Source organism: Parasphingomonas caseinilytica, assembly GCF_036663755.1.
Classification (GTDB): domain Bacteria; phylum Pseudomonadota; class Alphaproteobacteria; order Sphingomonadales; family Sphingomonadaceae; genus Sphingomonas.
The window spans coordinates 1-18532 of the sequence record NZ_JAXOJL010000008.1; the positions used below are offsets into that span (position 1 = coordinate 1).

Below are 18532 nucleotides of genomic sequence, written 5' to 3' on the forward strand. Positions count from 1 at the left end.
TGAAGGACTGGCGCCGTGTCGCCACACGCTATGATCGATGCCCAACCGTCTTCTTCTCAGCCATCGCGCTCGCCGCAACCGTCATCTTCTGGCTCTGATCAACGAGTCCTGAGCCTAAACCCACCTCATCGTGCAGCTATCCGATCCGTCGCGGTGGAAGATGCCGGGACGGTGCCGAACTTGTCGAGCTGTCGACGACCGACTAGCAGACCTTTCTCGAGCCGCGCGCATAATGCCATGTAATAATCGGTGAGAAAGGCTTCGTCCCTGTCATTGTCGACCAAGCCGGCCTTGCGCCGGATCGTGGCTGCAACCGCGCTCATGGCCTCGGTGTCGCCACCGCGCAGCACGTCTTCAAGCGCCTGCAATTCGTACACACCGTACAGTGAAAGCGCGGCGTCGGTGAATACGCGACGAGGCCGGTCGGCCTGTACCGTCAACTCGGGCGCGAGCATTCGGACCACCGTCTGCACCACCCACGTTCCCGCGACGATATCGCCGACCCGCAACCGGTCCCGGTTGAAGAGCGGAAAGAACAGGAAGATGCCGCTCCACAACAGCGCAAAGATCGTCAGGAAGGCATCCGCCGTTCCCGCCGCCGCCTGCGCGCCCAAGAACGATAACGGCAGGAACACCTCGATTTCGCGCATTGCATTGCGCGCCAGCACGGCCCCCGCCGTCAGCCGTGCGCCATCGCGCGCCACCACGCGCAATCCCATCAGCCGCTTGCCCGGCGTCGCCCCACGCCCGCCCATCTCGAACAGGACGAACCAACCGTTGCGCAACAGGAACGCGCCGATCAGCCACAGGATCTTGGCGATGTCGGACCCTGTGGAACTGTCCAGATAGACGAGCAGGATCGATGTGACGACCAGCACGATGAGCATGATGGTAACGTCGATCAGAAACGCCGCTGCGCGGGTGCCGGCCCCGCCCAGCTCGAGCTGCAGATCGACGCCCTCCGGCGTTACGAACGTTCGACGCAACGTTCGTGGTGCATCAGTCTTGCGACCAGAACGCATGCCGCCCCCCGATCCAGTAATAATAGATGAGCCACCCGGTAAGCATCGCCGCGCCGATCGCCAGTCGCGCGCCGTCGGTGTCCACCACCTGGCGACCGACACCCTCCAGGATGGCTGCCACCGCCAGCATGAGCACGACACCGGCGATCGCGACCGCCGCGGTACGTCCAGCCGCGACCACCGCGACCATCCGTTCCTGCCGCCCGGGAAAGGCGATCGCGGTGCCGATCCGCATGCCCGCCGCGCCGGCGATGATGATCGCGAACAATTCGGTGGTGCCGTGGATGCCCAGCCAAGCGAGGAAGTTCAGGCCGAGGCCCTTGTCGGCGAACACCGCCACCATCGCACCCAGCATCATCCCGTTATACAGCACCAGCAATGCGGTCGGCACCACGAAGGCAAACCCCAGCGCAAAGGCGAAGATCGCGATCTGCGCATTATGGCCGAACAGGAAGCTGGCGAAGACGCCCAGCCCATCCTCCTTGCTGGTATACAGGGTCGCGCGCAGCGACGCCGCCGATGCGCTTGGATCGCGTCCGTTCGCGAGACCATCGGGCATGATGCCGTAATACCATGACGGATCCGCCCGCACGAGCATATAGGCCGCAATCGCCCCCGCGATGGTCAGGAACGCCATCACCAGGGTCTCGCGCCACAGCCCTGCCACCGCATCCGGCCAGCCCCGCCTGAAAAATCGCGCGAGATCGCGCCAGGCCGAATCCGAAACGCCGTAGATCTGAAAATAAGCCCGCGCGCACAATTGCTCCAGATACGTGACCAACGCGCGATCCAGCGACGTTTCGCGCGCCACCGACAGCGACGACAGGGTCGCGCGGTATAGCAGGGGGAGGGCGAGCAGATCGTCGTCCGACAATATGCGCACCGATCGCTTCTCGATCCGCCCGATCAACGTCTCCAGACGCTCCCACTCCGCCGCATGCGCCGCACGGAATCGACTGGCGTTGAGCAAAGGTGGGGAAATTTCGACGAACGCGCTCACAACAGGCTCCGGCGTTTGAGATCGACATAACCCTCGACCAGCTGCTCGGCGACCTGGTCGTACGCGCTCTCGATGACATGAACGCCCAGATGCCTCAACCGCAGCAGCACCAGCCGCCGGTCCCGCAGCAACGCCGCGGCGGTTACCGCGCGCGTGACATCGGCAGCGCTTTCGGGCGCGCGATCGGCGATCGTTTCCAGTTCCTCATCGCGCAGCACGACGATCAGAACGAGGTGCGTCTTGAGCAGCCGTCCCACCGATCGCACCATGAAATCGGCGGACGTGGGATCGGTAAATTCGGTGAACAGCACGATCATCGATCGCCGCGTCAGGCGGGCCCCCAACATCGTCAGCGCGAAGGTGTAGTTCGTTTCCTCGCCGCTATAGTCGATGCCTGCTGCGAGATGGTGAAGTTCCGGAAACGCGCGCGCGCCACTGATGAAACCGCTGGCGATACGAGGCTGCGAATCGAACGCATTGAGCGCGACGCGATCCCCAAGCTTCAGCGCCAGCCATCCCGTCAGCAGCGCTGCCGATACGGCACGGTCGATCCGCGGGATCCCGCCGACCGGTTCCGACATCTGCCGTCCCGCATCGATCGCGAAGACGATCTGACTGTTGCGTTCGGTGCGATATTCCTTTGCGTACAAATTCAGGTGTCGAGCGGATTGCTTCCAGTCGATCGCGCGCCGATCCATCCCCGATCGATATTCCACCAGCGTGTCGAAGTCGGTGCCGTTGCCGCGATCGCTCTGCGCCAACAAACCCTGTACGGCATGGCGCTGGAAAATCTGCGCGCCGCGTCTGCGAACCGTATCAACGTCGGGCAGGATCGGCAGTGTGCGCTTCGCCTCGATCCGCGCCTGCCGCCATGCCAGGCCTAACGGTCCGGTCCAGCGTACCCAGATCGTTTCGAACCGGGCGGTGCCGCGCCGGATCGGCGTCAGCATCATCGCCCCGGTCCCGTTTCCTTCGAGAAGCGGGATGGCAAGTCTGCCGTCGTCATCCATCGTCACCAGTGGATCTGGTGCCAACGCCACTTGCGCGGTCTTGCCCGTGCGCTGCCCGGTGATCGTAATCGCGATCGGCACGACCAGCGGTACGCCGATGTACGTCGATGGCGGCAAGGTCAGCGTCGCGGTCGCCCGTGCCCGGCTCAGCAGCGCATCCGCCAGCACCAGCACGAGCACCGCAAGCGGCCAGCTGAGCGCCGCATACCAGCTACCGGGAAACAGCATGGCGACCAGCAACGCGATCGGTGCGCCGATCACCGCTGCCAACACCGCCAGGCGGGTCGGATAGATCAACGCGGTGCCTCGATCGTGTCGATGATCTGCGCCACGACGTCCTCGATCGCCCGCCCGCTGATTTCGGCCGCGGGCGACAGGATCAGCCGGTGACGCAGCAACGGCGGCGCCAGCGTCTTCACGTCATCGGGGATGACGAAATCGCGCCCGTCGAGCGCGGCGCGCGCGCGGGCGGCACCTGCGAGCATCGCACCGGCCCTCGGCGACGCGCCGCTTTCCAGATCGGCGATAGCGCGCGTGCCCCGGATCAGTGCGACGATGTAATCGGTCACCTCGTCCACCAATCGTACGCCAGCCACCGTCGCCACCGCCGCGTCGATGGTCGCTGCGTCGGCGCACCGCTCCACGCCCCAATCCGCCGGCGACATCGCGGTTTGCCGTGCGCCATGCTCGGCCACGATGCGCCGTTCCTGCTCCGCCGTCGGATATGATACCTCCTGTTTGAACAGGAACCGGTCCAGTTGTGCCTCGGGCAGGGGGTAGACGCCCTGCTGCTCGATCGGGTTCTGGGTGGCGACGACCATGAAACGGTTGCTGAGCGGCAGGCTTTTACCGTCTATCGTTACCGTTCGTTCCTGCATGGCCTCCAGCAAGGCCGCTTGCGTCTTGGGCGAGGTTCGGTTGATCTCGTCGGCCAGCAACAGCTCGGTGAAGATCGGCCCACGGGTCAGGGTGAAGGTCGATGTCTGGAAGTTGAAGAGATTCGCGCCAATGATATCGCCGGGCATCAAATCGGGCGTGAATTGAATTCGCCCGAATTCCAGCCCGATCGTCTGGGCGAAGCTGTGCGCGATCAGCGTCTTGGCCGTGCCGGGCGGTCCTTCGAGCAGGATATGGCCACCCGCGAAAAGCGCCACCAGCAACAGGTCCACGGTTGCGTCGTGGCCGACCACGGACTTGCCGATTTCCGTGCGGATCGTCTGCCCCAGCGCCTGAACCTCGTCTACCGTCACCGTGTCTTCTCCTGTTGCCATTGATGCAGCGCCTGCGCGGCTTCGAGCATGTCTGCGCGATGTTCAGTTCGTTCCGCCACCGCGACCAGCGCGGTGAACGGTCCCGATCCGTGCAATCGGTCGAGGTAGCGGTCGGCCGCATCGTCGGGCAGCCCCGCCGGTACGCCGAAGATCAGCCGCGATTGCTCCCGGATCAGCGCGGCGTAACGCGTCCCCAACGCCCCTTCGCGGCCAGCTTTACGAACCAGCATCGCACTATTGTCGATCAACGCGATCTTGCCGAACGCGATCGCGCGCGGTCGGGGTTGTGGCGCGCCGAAGCGTACCAGCGCCTGCCATCCGGTCAGCGCCAGCGCCAGTACGAGGGCCAGCGTCATCGCCAGAAACGGAGGCTCGAATGCGAGTTTCAAAGGGCTTTGTCCGCGCGCCAGACCGTTCAGCGTCACATCGAATGCGATACCCTGCGCGCCGGTCGAATTGACGAAATCCAGGAGATCCAGCGCCGCGCGTGCGCGATCGAGCCGCCGGATGCCGTGATTGTTCAACAGATCGGGATCGGCCAGCACATAGGTGGAGGTGCCCTTGATCTGGCCCAGCACGATCCGACCGGTATCGTCGGTCAACAGCGGCGTCAGTGCATCCGAGGTGATTGTTTGCAAGGGACGCGGTGCCGCGACCGCAAGCGATTGCGGTGCCCAGCGCACGGGATGCATCAGGCGACCCCCACTCGGCCGTTGTTCTACCTTCATCACGGTCTGAGGCGCCAGCATACCGGCTGGATCGGCCGGAGGCAGAAGACCGACGATATTGATCCAGCCCTGCACGTCGGCGTCTGCCACGGTCGCCCATTTCGGCAGAACGATCAGCGTGGCACGGGCCTGGCGTGTCGCCATGAACTTGCTCATGTCGACTGTGCCATGCTCAGGCGTGGCGACGACCAGATCTTCGGTTCCCCAACTCGCCTCCGCTCGCAGAATGCGTGGCTTGCGTCCGGTTGCGCGGGCCAGCTCGACGATGCCGGCGTAACCGGTCGCGGCGTTGGACATCGCATGCGCGCCAGCATTGCGTCCGGACTTCAGATCGGGCGCATAGGCACCCAGCAGCAGCGAACCGGCGAAACCCAGCAGGCCGATGATCAGCAGCAAGGCGATCGTCAGCGGTGAAAATGCACCGGTCGGTTCGCGACCATTCGCGCGTCCGATCGCAACCTCGCTCATGATCGCCACTTCTGCGGCAGTGCCAGATCGGCATAGGCGGCGCGCGCGTCCTGCCAATCGTCGCTGGCGACCGGGCGGCCACCGAACAAATTGCGTTCGACCAGCGCGGCGATGCGCGCGAACAACGGTCGTACGCCGGCGGGAAGCAGCGTTGCCGATGCAAGTTCCCGGCTGGTCATCGATGGTCGCCGCAATTGCGGACGACGACGGGCGATATCGTCGATCGAATGGAACAGAAGGTAATGTATGGCTTCGGCATAACGCTCTTCGGCGGCCAGCCGGTCGGCCTCGCGCAGCCATGCCCGCGCCGGAGCGACATCGGGCACCCAGCTTTCCGCCTCGGGCGAAACGAGCTCGACAGGGCGTCGCCGCCGCGCCGGCAGCCGCCATTCCCCGGACCGGATGCGCTCCACTATCATCCAGATCAACGCAGCCGCCACAATCGCGAGCATGCTCCACATCAGAATGCGGGCATAAGGCGCGTCCGGCATGAGGCTGGTCAGCCAGCGCAGAAATCTTCCGATCGGCCTGAACACGTCCACAAGCCAGCGGCCGAGCGTTTTCAGCCATTCCGGCGGCTCGGGCGGCGGTGGCGAGCTTTTGAGCGCAAACTGGATGGATGGATCGGCCCTGAGCGCAGCGTGCGCCGCAGCAAGCCCGTCGGTGACGGCCGGATCGTTTACTACTGCCCCGATGATGCCCTCCCCAGCGCCGACGGCACCGCATCCAGTTGAAGCTTACCCTGATCGAGGCTTGGCGCAATCCGCAATTCGGCATTCGAAGATCAGGCTGGACAGTATCATGTTCGCCCGGCACCATTGTCGACAGGTCTTGGGGGCGTGAAATGGCAAGCAGAGCAAACGGTGAAACTGAACGCGAAATATCGGTGGGGAGCGTGTTCGGGCGCGGCATTGATGTCATCAAGTCCAATCCCGTCGCGACGCTCGGTACCAGCTTGGTCCTGATGGCCTTACCGCAATTGCTGTTTCAGCAGGTCACGTCGCGCGCCGTTATGTATGCGGATCTCCGAAATGGAATTTATGCTGCGGTGGCGGCATATTTTCTGGTGATCGGGCTGTTGTGGCTGGTCGCTAGTGGAGCACTGGTTCAGGCGACGGTCGCACATGATCAAGGCCGAAAGGCGGACATCGGCGAGATGCTCCGTGTCGGTGTTCTGCGCTGTCTTCCGCTTCTCGCGGTTTATCTGCTGTTCGTGATCGGCGTGTGGATCGGTTCTATTCTCCTCTTGGTGCCGGGGATCATGCTCGCGGTGATGTGGTCGGTAACTCTGCCTGCCATCGTCGCGGAAAGAACCGGTATATTCGGTGCCTTCTCGCGTAGCCGCGCACTGACGAAGGGCGCGCGCTGGAAGATATTCGGCATTCTTTTGCTGATGTTCGTGATCTACATCCTGGTTACCATTCTGATCGGCGTCATCAGCGTGGCAGGATATGGCTCTTTCGGTGCCATCATGGGTGGGGCCGAAATGCCGGTATCGACGCCATCCATCTTCCTTCAACTCCTGCAGGCGCTGGTCACGGCGGTTATGATCACCTGGCTCACGACTATGGGTGCCTCCCTGTTCGTGGAACTGCGCCACTGGAAGGACGGCCCCGACACCGATCGGCTCACCGATATCTTTGCATAAGCCGATCGTTAAACGGCTGGCATCGTGTCGCCACCTGTTCGATCCCACGGTTTGATGGTGCGATCCTTTCGTTGGAATGGAAGGAAGCCATATGGGACAAGTTCTTCAACGGAGCGCCCCGACCAAGCATGCTGTCCGAACAACATACGGGGGCTTGGTCTGAGCAGCTACGGTGCGGCAATGAATGAACTCAAAAACGCAGACAACCGCGTCGACCGCCAGACCTACAAGGAACGCCGCGCAGCCGCACTGGCTGAGTGAAGCAAAATCGCGAGCTAGGCCGCGGCGTTCGAAGGCGCCTTGCATCGAGTGGAGAGCGGTTTGCATCAGACTGACAGCATCGTTCAAACGCCATCTGCATCATAATTCAGCTATTACCTTCGTAGAAGTATGGCACCATCGTTCCCCAGAGCAACGCCGCCAGAGACCCTGCGAAGCCAAGGCCGGCGGGCAGGACGATCGGCGATACCGTCATCGCGCCGGATGCGGTCCCGCCCAAAGCGGCGAGCCAGATCAGGAACGAGACGAGCGCTATACCGATCGCCGCGACCTGCGGCTTACCGGTGTTCGGATCGCGGGTAGCGCGGTAGCGGACGATCGCGGTGAGGGCGACGCAGACGGCGACTATCACCCACAAGGCTGCCGCCCGGTACGGCGTGTCCGGCACCAGTGCGACGGCGGATCCGTACAGCCCCAGCGCCTCGGCCGGGATGAGCTTGGCGATTCTGGTACTCCACTCGTCGCCAACAGGGCCGGCAACGCCTTCGTCGTTGGTCTTTGCGACGATTCTCAGCGACATGATATTTCCCCTTTCGTAGTGCTACAAGACGATGTCCGCCGGCGTTTCCAGCGCGATGAAGCGTGGCCCATCGTCGGCGCCGGCGACGCTTTCGTCGGTCCGGCGCAGCGGGTCGGCGGCGAGATAGGCGTTGAAGCCATACCCCGTTGCGGCGGCGAGATCGGCGATCGCGATCTGGAAGGTGCGATAGGCGCCCAAGGTCACGCCCTCGACCGATTCGGTCAGGCGGCGCTTCTCCATCAGGTCGCGGATCAACTGGCCCTGGCTGAGCAGATAGGCGGTCGCGCGCAATGCCTTGCCATCGGCATCGAGCGTCGCGACGAGTTTCCAGAATTCGAGCGGCACGCGGGCGCCATCGATGATCGGATCGTCTTCACCGAGCACCGGTCCGGTGAAGACGCAGGCCTGAAAACCGGCGGTACGGGCGCTGTCGAGGATGTAATTCTCCAGCCCCTGCCACAGCGTCTTGCCCTGGTTCAGGCGCGCATGCTGAGCGCAGGCATTGACGTAGTGGAACGTATCGAAATTCGCCTGTTCGGCCTCTTGCGGGTCGCCCCAATTGGGATCCTCGCGGCGGACCATATGGCCGCGATCGATTTCGGCATCGACGAAGTTCTTTGCACCAAGCTGGACCGATGGCGCGATCCGCATGTCGACGAACCATTTGTCCGCGCTGCGCTTGATCCGCACCGCCCGCACGCCATCGAGATTGACCGCGGTCATCAGCGGCAGTTTCTCCGCCGCCGAATATTTCACGCCGAAATGCGTATAGCGCAATTCGCCCGGCTCGACGGGACCGTCCGAGGGTGCCGCCAGTGCCGCAGCCAGCGGTGCGGGTAATTCCGGCCATGGCGTCTCGACCGCGCCCTTCCCCAGAAAGTGCGTGGCGAAGCCGGCGCGCCCTTTGAAATGATCGGCGGCGTGGACGCCATCGGCCAGCCCTTCGGTTCCCGCAACGCTTCCCGGCACGGCGACGATCGGAAACGCCCCGGCCAACAATGCCTTGATCGTCCCGACCCCGACCGCGCTGTTGCCGACGCCATATTGGCCCGAGAAATGCAGCCCGACGATCCGGCCGGTGTTCAGATCGACCAGTGGCGACCCGGAATTGCCGCCGAGGCTGGTGCAATCGTGCTGGAGCGTGGCCGTGCCGGTCAGCGCCTGCATCACTTGGCCCGGCGCGAATCGCTTCACGTCGTAGACGTCGTGGAAATAGCGCGCCTGCGCATCGGCATCGTTGCGCGGATCGAAGGCGGGATAGCCGATCAGCGCGACGAGATCGCCGAACGCCGCCTCGGTATCGGCCAGACCGATCACGCTGGGCAGCGGGAACGCCCCCGGCGCGATCCGGAGCAAAGCGACATCCGCCGCGAGATCGTCGGCAAGATAGTCGATCGCCGCGACCGCGACGGTGCGGCTACGATCGCCGGGGATGCTCGTCGCCTCCTCGCGGAAGTCGATCTCGGCGCCGCAGCGGATGCCGGCGGCATTGCGCACGAACACGCCGCTGCCGTCATATTGCCGCTTTGCGACCAGCTTTGCGACATGGCGGTTGGTCATCACCAGCAGATCGGTTCCACGGGTTGCGACGACGCTGCCCGTGCCGCCCCAGTTGCTGTTCGCGTTGAGGAATTCGACGCGCCCGACCGAGGGAATCCATTTCTCCAGCGCGCGGATCTTCAGATCGGTGCCGACCGGGAAATCCGGCAGCGGTTCCATCACCACCTTGTCGTCGCAGACTAGCATCGGCGGCCGGCCGGTGAGCCGGACGATGGCCTCCAGCAGCGGCAAGCCCGCCGGGTGGTGCGCAATTTCTTCCAAGGGGGATGATCCGGTGCCGGCGGTCGGTTCCGCCTGTTCGCACAATGCGGTTCTAAAGGCCGGCGGCAGCCGCCCTTCGGCGATACGCTGCCGGACCGCCTCGGCCAGCCTCGGATTGGCGGCCAGACGCCCTTCCAGCGAAGCGCGGCGTTCGTTGTCGTCCTGCGGCATCATATCTCTCCCGGTTGATCGGCAATAAGAATCGTGGCGGCGGGCACGCACGCGGATGGCAGGCGGCGACGCAGCAGCACCGCGCGCTGCAACGGATCGGCGATCGTCGTCGCCTGCGTCAGGCTCGCAGCGAAGCGTCGCCGCAGGGCCTGCCACAGGCGCTCTCCGTCCTCATCGGGTGCCCACACGGCCAGCTGGGCCAAGGCCGCGGCGCGAGGTGCCCGTGCGTCGGCCAGCCCCGAAAGCCGGGTGGCCAGCGTCCGATCGACCGGTGCCCCGCGCCGCCAGGCGCGCGGCGCGCGGCCATAGGTCCAGTCTCCCGCGACCGTCCGGCGCCAGCGCTCAGCGGCGCGCGCGATCCGGCGCAGGTCGGGATCGGCAGCGGTCATCGCGGCGACGCCGGCCCATTCGGCGAACAGGCCGAGATCGGCAAGACCGGCGACCGGATTCGACGAGGATGCCGAAAGGCCGGCATCGCCCAATAATGCGCCGGCGCGGGCGAGGCGGAGCTCGGTATCGCGCGCCGCCGCTTCCAGCCGGTTATGCGGTTGCTGCGTCGTCAGATTGGCCGCGAAGATCGCATAGGGCGTCAACGTCGCCAGGAGCTGTGGATTGTCCCATCCCAGATCTGCCGAGGACAGACCGCGCGCGCGTAGGCGATCGCGCGCGCGACCGAACGCGAAGTCCAGCGCCGGCCCGCGAACACCCGTCCACAGCGCCAGCGCCGCGTCCACCGGATCGCCGTCCTTGCCCCATTCCCGGGTATCGCGACCGCGTCGTGCCGCAAGCATGAAGCCCAGTGCGCCAAAGCGAGATAGCGCACCCGGCGCCCGGACCGTGTCGGCTATTTCGAACAGCCGATCTTCGAAGATCGGATCGATCGTGAAACGCGGGGCGAACTCCGCGCGCATCTCCAGCCGGGCCAGCGCGAGATGCGATGGCAGGTCCGGCAAATCGTGATCGCCGGCGCCGAGACGGTCGCGATCGGCGAGGAGGTGGTAGGCCGCGTCCCAATGCCCGGCGCGCCAGTGGAATGTCCGCACCGCATCCGCGACGACGCCGCGTGAATCGAGGCCGCCACGTTCGATCTGTTCGACGACATAGCGTCCTTCTTCCCAGTCGCCGGCATCGACGAGGTGCTGGTGGATCTCGACCGCTTCGTCGTCGCCCGGCGGGGGCTGAACGTCGGAATCGCTCCGGAAAGATGCCGTACGCTCCCCGCGTGCGCGCTCGACGACCGCCCGCGCCTCCGGGGGCAATTCGTCGATCGCGGCGGGATCGAGTTGCAGTGCGATTCCGCCATCGATCATCGGCGCGCGGGATCGCGAGCGCATCAATTGCAGGCTGTGATAAGCCGCGTCGATCTGGGCGGCGGCATCGTCGCGCCGCCCGAACCAGCGCGTCGCCGCGGTGTTGATCCGCGCGCATTGCGCCGGCCGGCTGCGGTAGAGCAGGGGAAGCAACAAAGCGCGCATGTCGCCGCGATGACGCACGAACAGCGGATCTGCCGGATCGCGCTCGACCAGCCAGTGTTCGGCGGCGAGCGCATCGAACAGCGCCTGTGCACGCGCCTCCGTCAGACCCTTCAGTCCGAGTTGCGGTGCCAGCACTTCGTGCAGGAAATCCGCGCTCAGCCGTCGGGCGATGAGGCCGGGATGAGCCAGTCGACGCAGATCGGGATCGACGATCCGCGACAGCAGGAAGCGGTAGAGGAAAGCCGCCGTCACGTCCCCGTCCAGTTTGCGGCGGGGCAGCGGGATCGTGCCGTGTTCCTTCACCACCCGCGCGGCGAGCCGCATCACCAGCGGACAGCCATCGGCGATCTCCAGCACGGTCGATCGTGCCGCCGTCGGCACGTCCAGACGATCGAGCAGCATCGCCGCCGCGGCGTCATCCAGCCCGCCCAGCGCGATCCAGGGGCCACTCCGCTGGGGACAGGTATCGAACACCTCCCCCCGCCCGGCCGTCAGAATCGACAGTGGCGCCATGCCATCGGCGACGAGCCTGTCGATCCAGTCGAACAGCAGCGCGACATGGCGCTCACCGCGTGCGCGCAGCACCTCCAGCGTATCGAGGACGAGCAGCACCGGGCGCTTTGCCGCCGTCACCGCAGCGCCGATCGCGGCGGCGAGTTCGGCCGGCACCGACGCGCGCGCGGAGCCTTCGTATTGCGACGAGGTTCCACCGACGCTCGCGGCGGCCAGGCGGATATCGAGCAGGCTCTCGGCTCCTGCCCCGATCCGTTCGACGAGTTGACGCGCGACTTCCATCGTCAGCCCGCGCAGGTCGAGGATGTCGAGCCCGGCACGGTCGAAATCCAGCCGGACGACGATCGCCCCGTGCCGCTCCACCGCCACCGCCGTCATCGCGTCGAGCAGCGCCGACTTGCCGATCCCGGGCGATCCGGTGACCAATGCCGCGCGGGCCGGCGGTGCGAGTACCGGCCGGTCGAGCCAGTCGGCGATCGTCGCCCGCTCGCTGTCACGCCCGAAAAAGCCGCGCGCGACCACGCTGGCGCGCCGTGCCGCCTCGGTGAGTTCGGCGAGACGGATCCGCGCCACCTTGAGGCTGGTGGCGCCGGGCGCCGCTGCATCGGTGCGGTCGAGCGCGGTGACGATCCGCTCGATCGTCGCCATCGTCGCGTCGGGATCCGCGATCGCTTCGGTGAGAGGGCCGGGCGCGAACAGACCCCTGCCGTCCAGCGCATCGAGCAGGTCGGTGGTGGCTGCGTCGAGCGGGCCTCGCCGACGCTCGGCCACCGCGGCGGCGAGCCGGTCATCCTGTCGGAGCGCCCCCAAGACATAGCGTCGCTCGGTCGATCGCAACAGCCAGCCACGCCCCTGATCGGGATTGGTATCGCTCGCCAGCGCCAGCGCCGAGGCGACGAGCGCCGCCTGGGCGGGATCGTCCCGCACCGCCCGGGGCAGAGCGGCGACGGGATCGTAAACCGCCGACAGCGCCGCGAACTGCTTGGCATCCGCGATCAGCCCGGGATCGGCGGCGCTGATCATGCGAACATCGCCTTCACCGCCGGGCGTAATCGCGTCGCTACCTCGCCCGCCAGCCAGGGGGCATAGACGCCGTTGACGTTCTCCAGTGCTGCCAGCCCCTCGGCGATCAATTCGTCGAATCGTTCCGGCGACGGCGTCCGCCCGGCCGCCTTCGCCGCATCCATCAGGAACAGGCGGACGTCGCTTTCGCCGAAGCCCGACACGATATCCAGCATCAGCCCGGGCGCACCTCGATCGATGGCGAAAGGCGGCGCTTCGAATTCGAGCCCCGGCATCGCTACCGCTTCGTATCCCGCGATCACCAGGCGGAGCCGGGGCAGGCGCAGCGCCTGATCGACAAACGCCTCCAGCGCGGCACGGATTTCATCGCCGAACGCGACCTGCGGATGATCGATGAACAGCCAGAGCTGTATACCGCGGTCGCCCGCGCCGCGATCGATCGCCTCGGCGACGCGGCGGCCCCGATCGGCGCCCACCGCTTCGCTCGCGGTCTCGCCGGCGGCAACCCCGGCAGCGGGCGGCATCGGGGGTATGGCAATACCGGCATCGGTGACGCGGCGGGCGATCTCGTCGGCAAGATCGGGGACCAGCGCTTCGAAGCTGATCCGGCAGTGCCGGGTTTCCGGATTGCGCGCCACCAGCCGTTCCAGCATCCGGAAGGTGAAGCCCAACCCGCCCAGACCCGCCGCGGCGTCGGCGCGCTTCACCCGGATGCCGCGTACGCGCCCGCCCTCGTGGCGTGCGGCGGCGAAACCGGAGAAGAAATCCTGCCGGCCGATCACCAGATCGCCATCGGGCGTGCCGTCGAGCGACCACATCCGGGGCGGTGCCTCGTCGGCATCGACCAGCGCCCGCAATTGCGCATGGAAACGGGCAGTGGGGACGAGCCGGCCCTGCATCTGTTCGTCCTTGCCCTGATGAATTCCGGCAAGGGTGAAGCTCGAGTCGAAACAGCCACCGCCCGAAGACCCGCCGCGCGCCCCGACCGTATGCGACCAGCGCGCGTTCAGCTTGCGGATACGGGTCATCGCGCCAATCCCGATGCCGTGATCGCCGCCCTCGGGATAATGGACGAGCAGCAGCGCCGCGTTTGCCTTGTACGCGGCCGGCGTTTCCGGCAGCGATGCCGTACCGAGCAGCGCACCCGCCGGGCGTTCGAGCCGCAGCACCGCCACGTCGTGCCGGTCGGCGACCTCGTCGTCGTTCGCCGGTATATGCCCCGCATATTCGCCCGCCGAACAGGCCGATGCGAATTGCGGCGGTACATAAGCCGGAATGGTCCTGCCGTCGGACAGCAGCACGTTCACCGTCGGCCATGGCTCCTGATCGAGATCCGGCGCAAGTGCCGCGACGACATGCCAGGCGGTCAGCACCGTCGTCGGCCCGACGAGCGTGCCGGAGCCGGTCACCTGCCGACCGCGCAGGATGCGGCAGCGGAAGCGCTGCGCATCGGGGACGAACGCGGCAAGCCGGGCCGAATCGAGATTGGTCGCCCCCAGATCGACCGCGCCGAAATCGATGGCAACGCCTTGCGCCGCCAAAGCCGCCGCGAACCCGGCAAGCCCGCCGCGTCCAATGATCTGTTCGACCCAGAATTCGCCTCTGGCACGCCCGAACATCTCCGCCACCTTGTCGAGCGCGGCGGGATCGAGCGGCGGGCCGGCATCGTCGAGCTGCAACGCGGCCAGCGCGTCGGCCGCCGCCTGGGCGTGGTCCTCGATCGCCTGCGCGATGTCCGCCGGCGTCCACATGTCAGGCTTGCCATGCCACCGGGAAATGTTCGGGAACCTGGCGCGTGCGTTGCAGCGGCCCGGTGGCGTGCAGCCCCGGCCGCAACAGCAGCTGGCGGACGATCTCGCCCAGCATCGGCCGCGCGATCGCCCGGCCGAGGCACTCGTGATGGCCCTGGCCCAGCGTAAAATTGTCCGCCTGCGATCGGGTGGGATCGAAGTGGTTTGGATCGGGGAAGCCCGCCGGATCGGCCATCGCGCTCTGCGTCACCGCCAGCACCGTCGTTCCCGGCCGAACCGTTGCGGCGAATGGCGTAGCGCCCGCCAATTCGGTCGCGCGGTGGCAGGTGCGGAAAAAATACGGGAAGGCCGGGCGGAAGCGCAGCGCCTCCAGCACCACGGCGTCGATCGTCTCGGGCGGGCCGGTTCGCGCCGCCGCCTGCGCCGCGGCGAGCGCATCCGGCCGCGCGAACAGTTCGGCAAGCGCGTTGTTGACGCAGTGCGAGGTCGTCTCGACCGACCCGATCAGCAGCCCGCCGGCGTTGAACAATACCTTCTTGAGCGGAAACTTCACGCCACCCGAAAAACTCAGCCGGAGCAGGCGCGAGATCGAATTCTGCCCACCCGCGCCGATCTTCACCGCGATCGAGCGCTCCGCGACGAGCCGCCCGATATAGAGCGCCATGCGGATATTGGCCTTCTTGCGTTCGGCGACGATCACGTCGGCGTCGGGCGCATCGTCGAACGGCTGATTGTGGAAAGCGTCCTGCTGGTTCCAGTAGGACCATTCGATGAGGTCGGCGGGATCATGCTCGTCCAGCCCGAAGAAGCGCTGCACCATCGCCACCGGCACCGCGCGGGTGAGCGCCTGGGGCAGGTCGATCGTGCCCCTGGCCGCATCGAGGATCGCCGCGGTCGTCGTGGCGACGAATGCGCGGATTTCGTGCACCTGTTCGAAATCGAGGATCGCGCGCATGATCGATTTGTCGCGCCAGTGATCGGCGGTATCGTCCTGCGCCATGAAGTAATCGCCCTGCTTGGGCACGTACAGATCGACCCCGAAATCGTCGTGGCGGCGCAGGATCGTCGTGCAATCGGCATGGCGAAACGCCAGCGTCAGTTCCGGCAGGACGAGGATCGGGCGGTTTTCCCGCATTTCCGCGAAGAAGGGCTGCGGTTCGCCGCGGATCCAACCCCGCACCAGCGGCCAGCGCGCGGGCGGCGCGGCGGCGTCGATCCGGTCGCCATAGCTCGTCATCGTCCCGTCTCCCCCCGGACCGTCGAAAGATAGCGTGCTCAGAGCGTCTTGAGATAGGCGAGCAGCGCCTGGCGTTGCGGCTCCGTCAGCGTGCCGACGCCGTAATCGTGGCCGGCATTGGAATTGCCGGTCTTGCTCGTGTCGTAGGTGAACGTGTTGCCCGTCGCCTGCGGATCGATCGAATAACCGACCCTCACCGGATCATATTGGCGCGTGCCGACCGGAAAACTGCGCAGCCGCTTCGCCGGTGACAACAGCAGTTGATCGAGCGAGGCGACCGATCCGTTGTGGAGATACGGCGCGGTCGCCCAGATGCCGTCGAGCGGGCGGGCCTTGTACGCCATCAGCGGACTCTGCTGCGCGTAACAGGCCGCGAGGATCAGCCCGCGCACGTCTGGCGTTTCCTCCGCGCTGACCACGCGCGGCCGGCCGTCTATGCCGAGAAAGATGCGTCCGGCCTGGGCGATGATCTGACCCTTCTTGCCGGCGAGCGTACCCTTCACCGTCGTCGTCAGCATGTCTGCGATCGGCGCGTCTTCGCCCGCTTTGTAGCGTGGGCCGTTGCCGAGATAGGCGATCGGCGTACCGACCAGCCGCCCCGGTGCCGATGTGTAGCGGATCGCGTTGCAGGCCATCCACGGATCGGTGCCGTTCGGATCGGTCGGCGTCAGCGGCACCATATGCACCTTGTACGGCACGGTGCCCGGCTGCGGCGCGTGGCAGGAGGCGCATTTGTCCGCGAAGATCTGCCGCCCCTGCACGGTGTCTCCGCCGACCGGGCCGAACAGCTCCTTCGGCCAGGATGGCGCCTTCAGCGACATCAGTTGGCGTTCCAGATTCTCCAGATTGTCTGCCCAGACGCTGGACGCGTAGCCGCGCAGGCCCGCATTGGGCGTGACCGCGACATCGCCGAACACCCCGATCACCTCGCCCGTATTGCGGCCCAGCGCGCCTACATCGAGATCGCGCGCGCCCAGACTGATCCGCGATGCCTGGACGATCCCGTTCCACTGTAATTTGTCGTGGCGATAGATGTCCCACAGGAACGGGTAGCTTACCGGTGCGTCGGCGGGATTGACCGTCGGGTTCGGCGCGCCGTTGAACAATGCGACCTTGTTGAAGATGTGCCCGAACGCATCGACCCGGCCATAGCCATAGCGCAATGGGGTTTTGTTGACGTGCTCGACCCGGTCCTCCCAGGCGATGAGCTTGCCCAGTTCGGTCGCGAGCATCCCGCGATTGGCGGCGTCATCGCGCGACCACCCTTCGGGACGACTGGTGCAACCGTCCGCGCGACCCGCGCAGGCAAACACCGCCGTCGCGAAGCGATTCCATTTCGCCTGCCCCTCGGCCGTCGGTGCCGATGCGCTGGCCAGCGTCGCCTTGAGCGCCGCATCGATCGCCTCGACGAACGATTGATAGTCGAACAGCGACGGACCGCCATCGACCCGCAATTGTTTGGCGCCATAATCGATATGCGCGGTGTGGCAGGCGGCGCAGTTCAGCCCGACCCAATGTTCCTTCGCCTGCTGCCCCGCGAACCAGCGCAGCTTCGACACGGTGAGATCGGTGTCGTCATTGTCGTCGATCGCGAAGCCCACTGGCAAAGCGTTCTGCCGCGGCAACAGGCGAAAACCGGCGATATGCTGCGCGTCGAGAAACGGCTTCTCGCTGCCGGCCTGTTCCAGAGCCTTTAGCCAGCTGAGTGGCATCAACCGGGAGCCTTGCGTGCCGGCATACCAGCGGTCCTGCTGGCCCGGCGACCAGCCCTGATATGATGCCTTCGCCGGGTGATCGTCATTTACGCAGGACGATACGATCGTGGCGGCTAATACCGATACGCTGCCAAAGAAGATGGACCGTGACCACATCGCGCCAAGCCCGACCGCCCCCCGATTTGCAAATACCGATAAACGAATCGATCAGCTCTTCTATAATTTATCATCATTGTTGCAAAGGCAAGGCGGAAGAGGCAACAATTTACTACCATAATGGAAGTATTTGAACTTCGGCTTATTTATCTCCGAAAGTTCCGATATTTATGGATTTGATGATCCATGGTCTGGGCGTCTTCATTTCATCAGAAAATTTGAGAAGTGCCTAGAATTCCGGGAAAATCTGCAACGGCTGTGCCGCGAGATTATTTGCCTGGCATCAGCCGAGCGGGAATATTTAATGATGACTTTACGAATCATCCCGCAGCATTTTTCCGAGCCGCAACCGTAGCCAAGATGCCGAATGGTCGCACTGACGAATATTGTCGTCAGTATCGCAGGTGAAGGTCGGCTATCCGATTATGGAATGATGGAAAGTCGTTTCGGTTCGGCTTCAGGCTTAAAAATTGCGGTTATAGGCCCATAGGTGGTCGTTCGGACCGCCCTTGCCGCTCCCCAACTCCGGACATCCGCTTGGATACCGCCTGCGTGCATGCGAACGTCAACAACCACTTTAATCTCGAACGCCACCTCGTCGATCGCCAAACCTTCAAAGAACGCCGCTCAGTCGCGCTCGCTGAGTGGGGAACATCGCGAGCTAGGCGGATGCAGTCAAAGTCCGGTCTGCATCGTTTGGAGAGTGGTTCGCATCAGACTGACA

General features: G+C 65.3%; 13 protein-coding genes and 1 pseudogene. 2 read left to right on the forward strand and 12 right to left on the reverse strand.

Annotated elements, in window-relative coordinates; all coding sequences use genetic code 11:
• Positions 1-98: pseudogene (locus U1738_RS15670) on the forward strand (IS5 family transposase); the annotation flags it as partial.
• A gap of 27 nt (positions 99-125) precedes the next feature.
• Here the strand turns inward: U1738_RS15670 and U1738_RS15675 are convergent.
• From U1738_RS15675 to U1738_RS15700, 6 genes are read right to left on the reverse strand one after another with little or no spacing between them, the layout of a single operon-like run.
• A complete protein-coding gene (locus U1738_RS15675) occupies positions 126-1022 on the reverse strand; it encodes an RDD family protein (RefSeq protein WP_332789988.1) in 897 nt (298 codons plus the stop codon).
• Positions 1000-2022, reverse strand: a complete 1023-nt coding sequence (locus U1738_RS15680) for a stage II sporulation protein M (RefSeq protein WP_332789989.1) — start codon at positions 2020-2022, stop codon at positions 1000-1002. The genes U1738_RS15675 and U1738_RS15680 overlap by 23 nt, the downstream gene beginning before the upstream one ends.
• Positions 2019-3329: a DUF58 domain-containing protein gene (locus U1738_RS15685; protein ID WP_332789990.1), complete on the reverse strand. Its 1311-nt coding sequence runs from the start codon at positions 3327-3329 to the stop codon at positions 2019-2021. The genes U1738_RS15680 and U1738_RS15685 overlap by 4 nt, the downstream gene beginning before the upstream one ends.
• On the reverse strand, positions 3326-4282 hold the full coding sequence (locus tag U1738_RS15690; RefSeq protein ID WP_332789991.1) for an AAA family ATPase: 957 nt from the start codon (positions 4280-4282) through the stop codon (positions 3326-3328). Before U1738_RS15690 ends, U1738_RS15685 begins: the two co-directional genes overlap by 4 nt.
• Positions 4279-5499 carry a hypothetical protein gene (locus tag U1738_RS15695; protein WP_332789992.1) on the reverse strand — a complete coding sequence of 407 codons (1221 nt, stop codon included), beginning with the start codon at positions 5497-5499 and terminating at the stop codon, positions 4279-4281. The genes U1738_RS15690 and U1738_RS15695 overlap by 4 nt, the downstream gene beginning before the upstream one ends.
• Entirely contained in the window at positions 5496-6035 is a 540-nt protein-coding gene (locus U1738_RS15700; RefSeq protein WP_332789993.1) for a DUF4129 domain-containing protein, read from the reverse strand. Before U1738_RS15700 ends, U1738_RS15695 begins: the two co-directional genes overlap by 4 nt.
• Positions 6036-6229: 194 nt before the next feature.
• Here U1738_RS15700 and U1738_RS15705 point away from each other — a divergent pair, with 194 nt between their 5' ends.
• Entirely contained in the window at positions 6230-7147 is a 918-nt protein-coding gene (locus tag U1738_RS15705) for a DUF7847 domain-containing protein (protein WP_332789994.1), read from the forward strand.
• Between the two features lie 367 nt (positions 7148-7514).
• Here the strand turns inward: U1738_RS15705 and U1738_RS15710 are convergent, their stop codons facing one another.
• The 6 genes from U1738_RS15710 to U1738_RS15735 are packed head-to-tail and all read right to left on the reverse strand — an operon-like array spanning position 7515 to position 17808.
• On the reverse strand, positions 7515-7946 hold the full coding sequence (locus U1738_RS15710) for a hypothetical protein (protein WP_332789995.1): 432 nt from the start codon (positions 7944-7946) through the stop codon (positions 7515-7517).
• A 21-nt stretch (positions 7947-7967) separates the two neighbouring features.
• Positions 7968-9938 (reverse strand): DNA/RNA non-specific endonuclease, encoded by a 1971-nt coding sequence (locus U1738_RS15715; RefSeq protein WP_332789996.1) that lies wholly within the window; start codon positions 9936-9938, stop codon positions 7968-7970.
• The gene (locus U1738_RS15720; protein WP_332789997.1) at positions 9938-12949 is read right to left on the reverse strand and encodes an AAA family ATPase; all 3012 of its coding nucleotides are present in this window, start codon (positions 12947-12949) and stop codon (positions 9938-9940) included. The genes U1738_RS15715 and U1738_RS15720 overlap by 1 nt, the downstream gene beginning before the upstream one ends.
• Positions 12946-14700, reverse strand: a complete 1755-nt coding sequence (locus tag U1738_RS15725; RefSeq protein WP_332789998.1) for a serine protease — start codon at positions 14698-14700, stop codon at positions 12946-12948. Before U1738_RS15725 ends, U1738_RS15720 begins: the two co-directional genes overlap by 4 nt.
• A 1-nt stretch (position 14701) precedes the next feature.
• Positions 14702-15937: a cytochrome P450 gene (locus U1738_RS15730; protein ID WP_332789999.1), complete on the reverse strand. Its 1236-nt coding sequence runs from the start codon at positions 15935-15937 to the stop codon at positions 14702-14704.
• A gap of 38 nt (positions 15938-15975) precedes the next feature.
• Complete coding sequence (locus tag U1738_RS15735) at positions 15976-17808, reverse strand: di-heme-cytochrome C peroxidase (RefSeq protein WP_332790000.1); 1833 nt, start codon at positions 17806-17808, stop codon at positions 15976-15978.
• Positions 17809-18532 lie beyond the last annotated feature (724 nt).

Coding starts and splice junctions, on each gene's coding strand:
- U1738_RS15720 (WP_332789997.1), bottom strand. CDS start 12,949: ATGATCAGCGCCGCCGATCCCGGGCTGATCGCGGATGCCAAGCAGTTC.
- U1738_RS15675 (WP_332789988.1), bottom strand. CDS start 1,022: ATGCGTTCTGGTCGCAAGACTGATGCACCACGAACGTTGCGTCGAACG.
- U1738_RS15695 (WP_332789992.1), bottom strand. CDS start 5,499: ATGAGCGAGGTTGCGATCGGACGCGCGAATGGTCGCGAACCGACCGGT.
- U1738_RS15710 (WP_332789995.1), bottom strand. CDS start 7,946: ATGTCGCTGAGAATCGTCGCAAAGACCAACGACGAAGGCGTTGCCGGC.
- U1738_RS15725 (WP_332789998.1), bottom strand. CDS start 14,700: ATGTGGACGCCGGCGGACATCGCGCAGGCGATCGAGGACCACGCCCAG.
- U1738_RS15730 (WP_332789999.1), bottom strand. CDS start 15,937: ATGACGAGCTATGGCGACCGGATCGACGCCGCCGCGCCGCCCGCGCGC.
- U1738_RS15735 (WP_332790000.1), bottom strand. CDS start 17,808: ATGTGGTCACGGTCCATCTTCTTTGGCAGCGTATCGGTATTAGCCGCC.
- U1738_RS15715 (WP_332789996.1), bottom strand. CDS start 9,938: ATGCCGCAGGACGACAACGAACGCCGCGCTTCGCTGGAAGGGCGTCTG.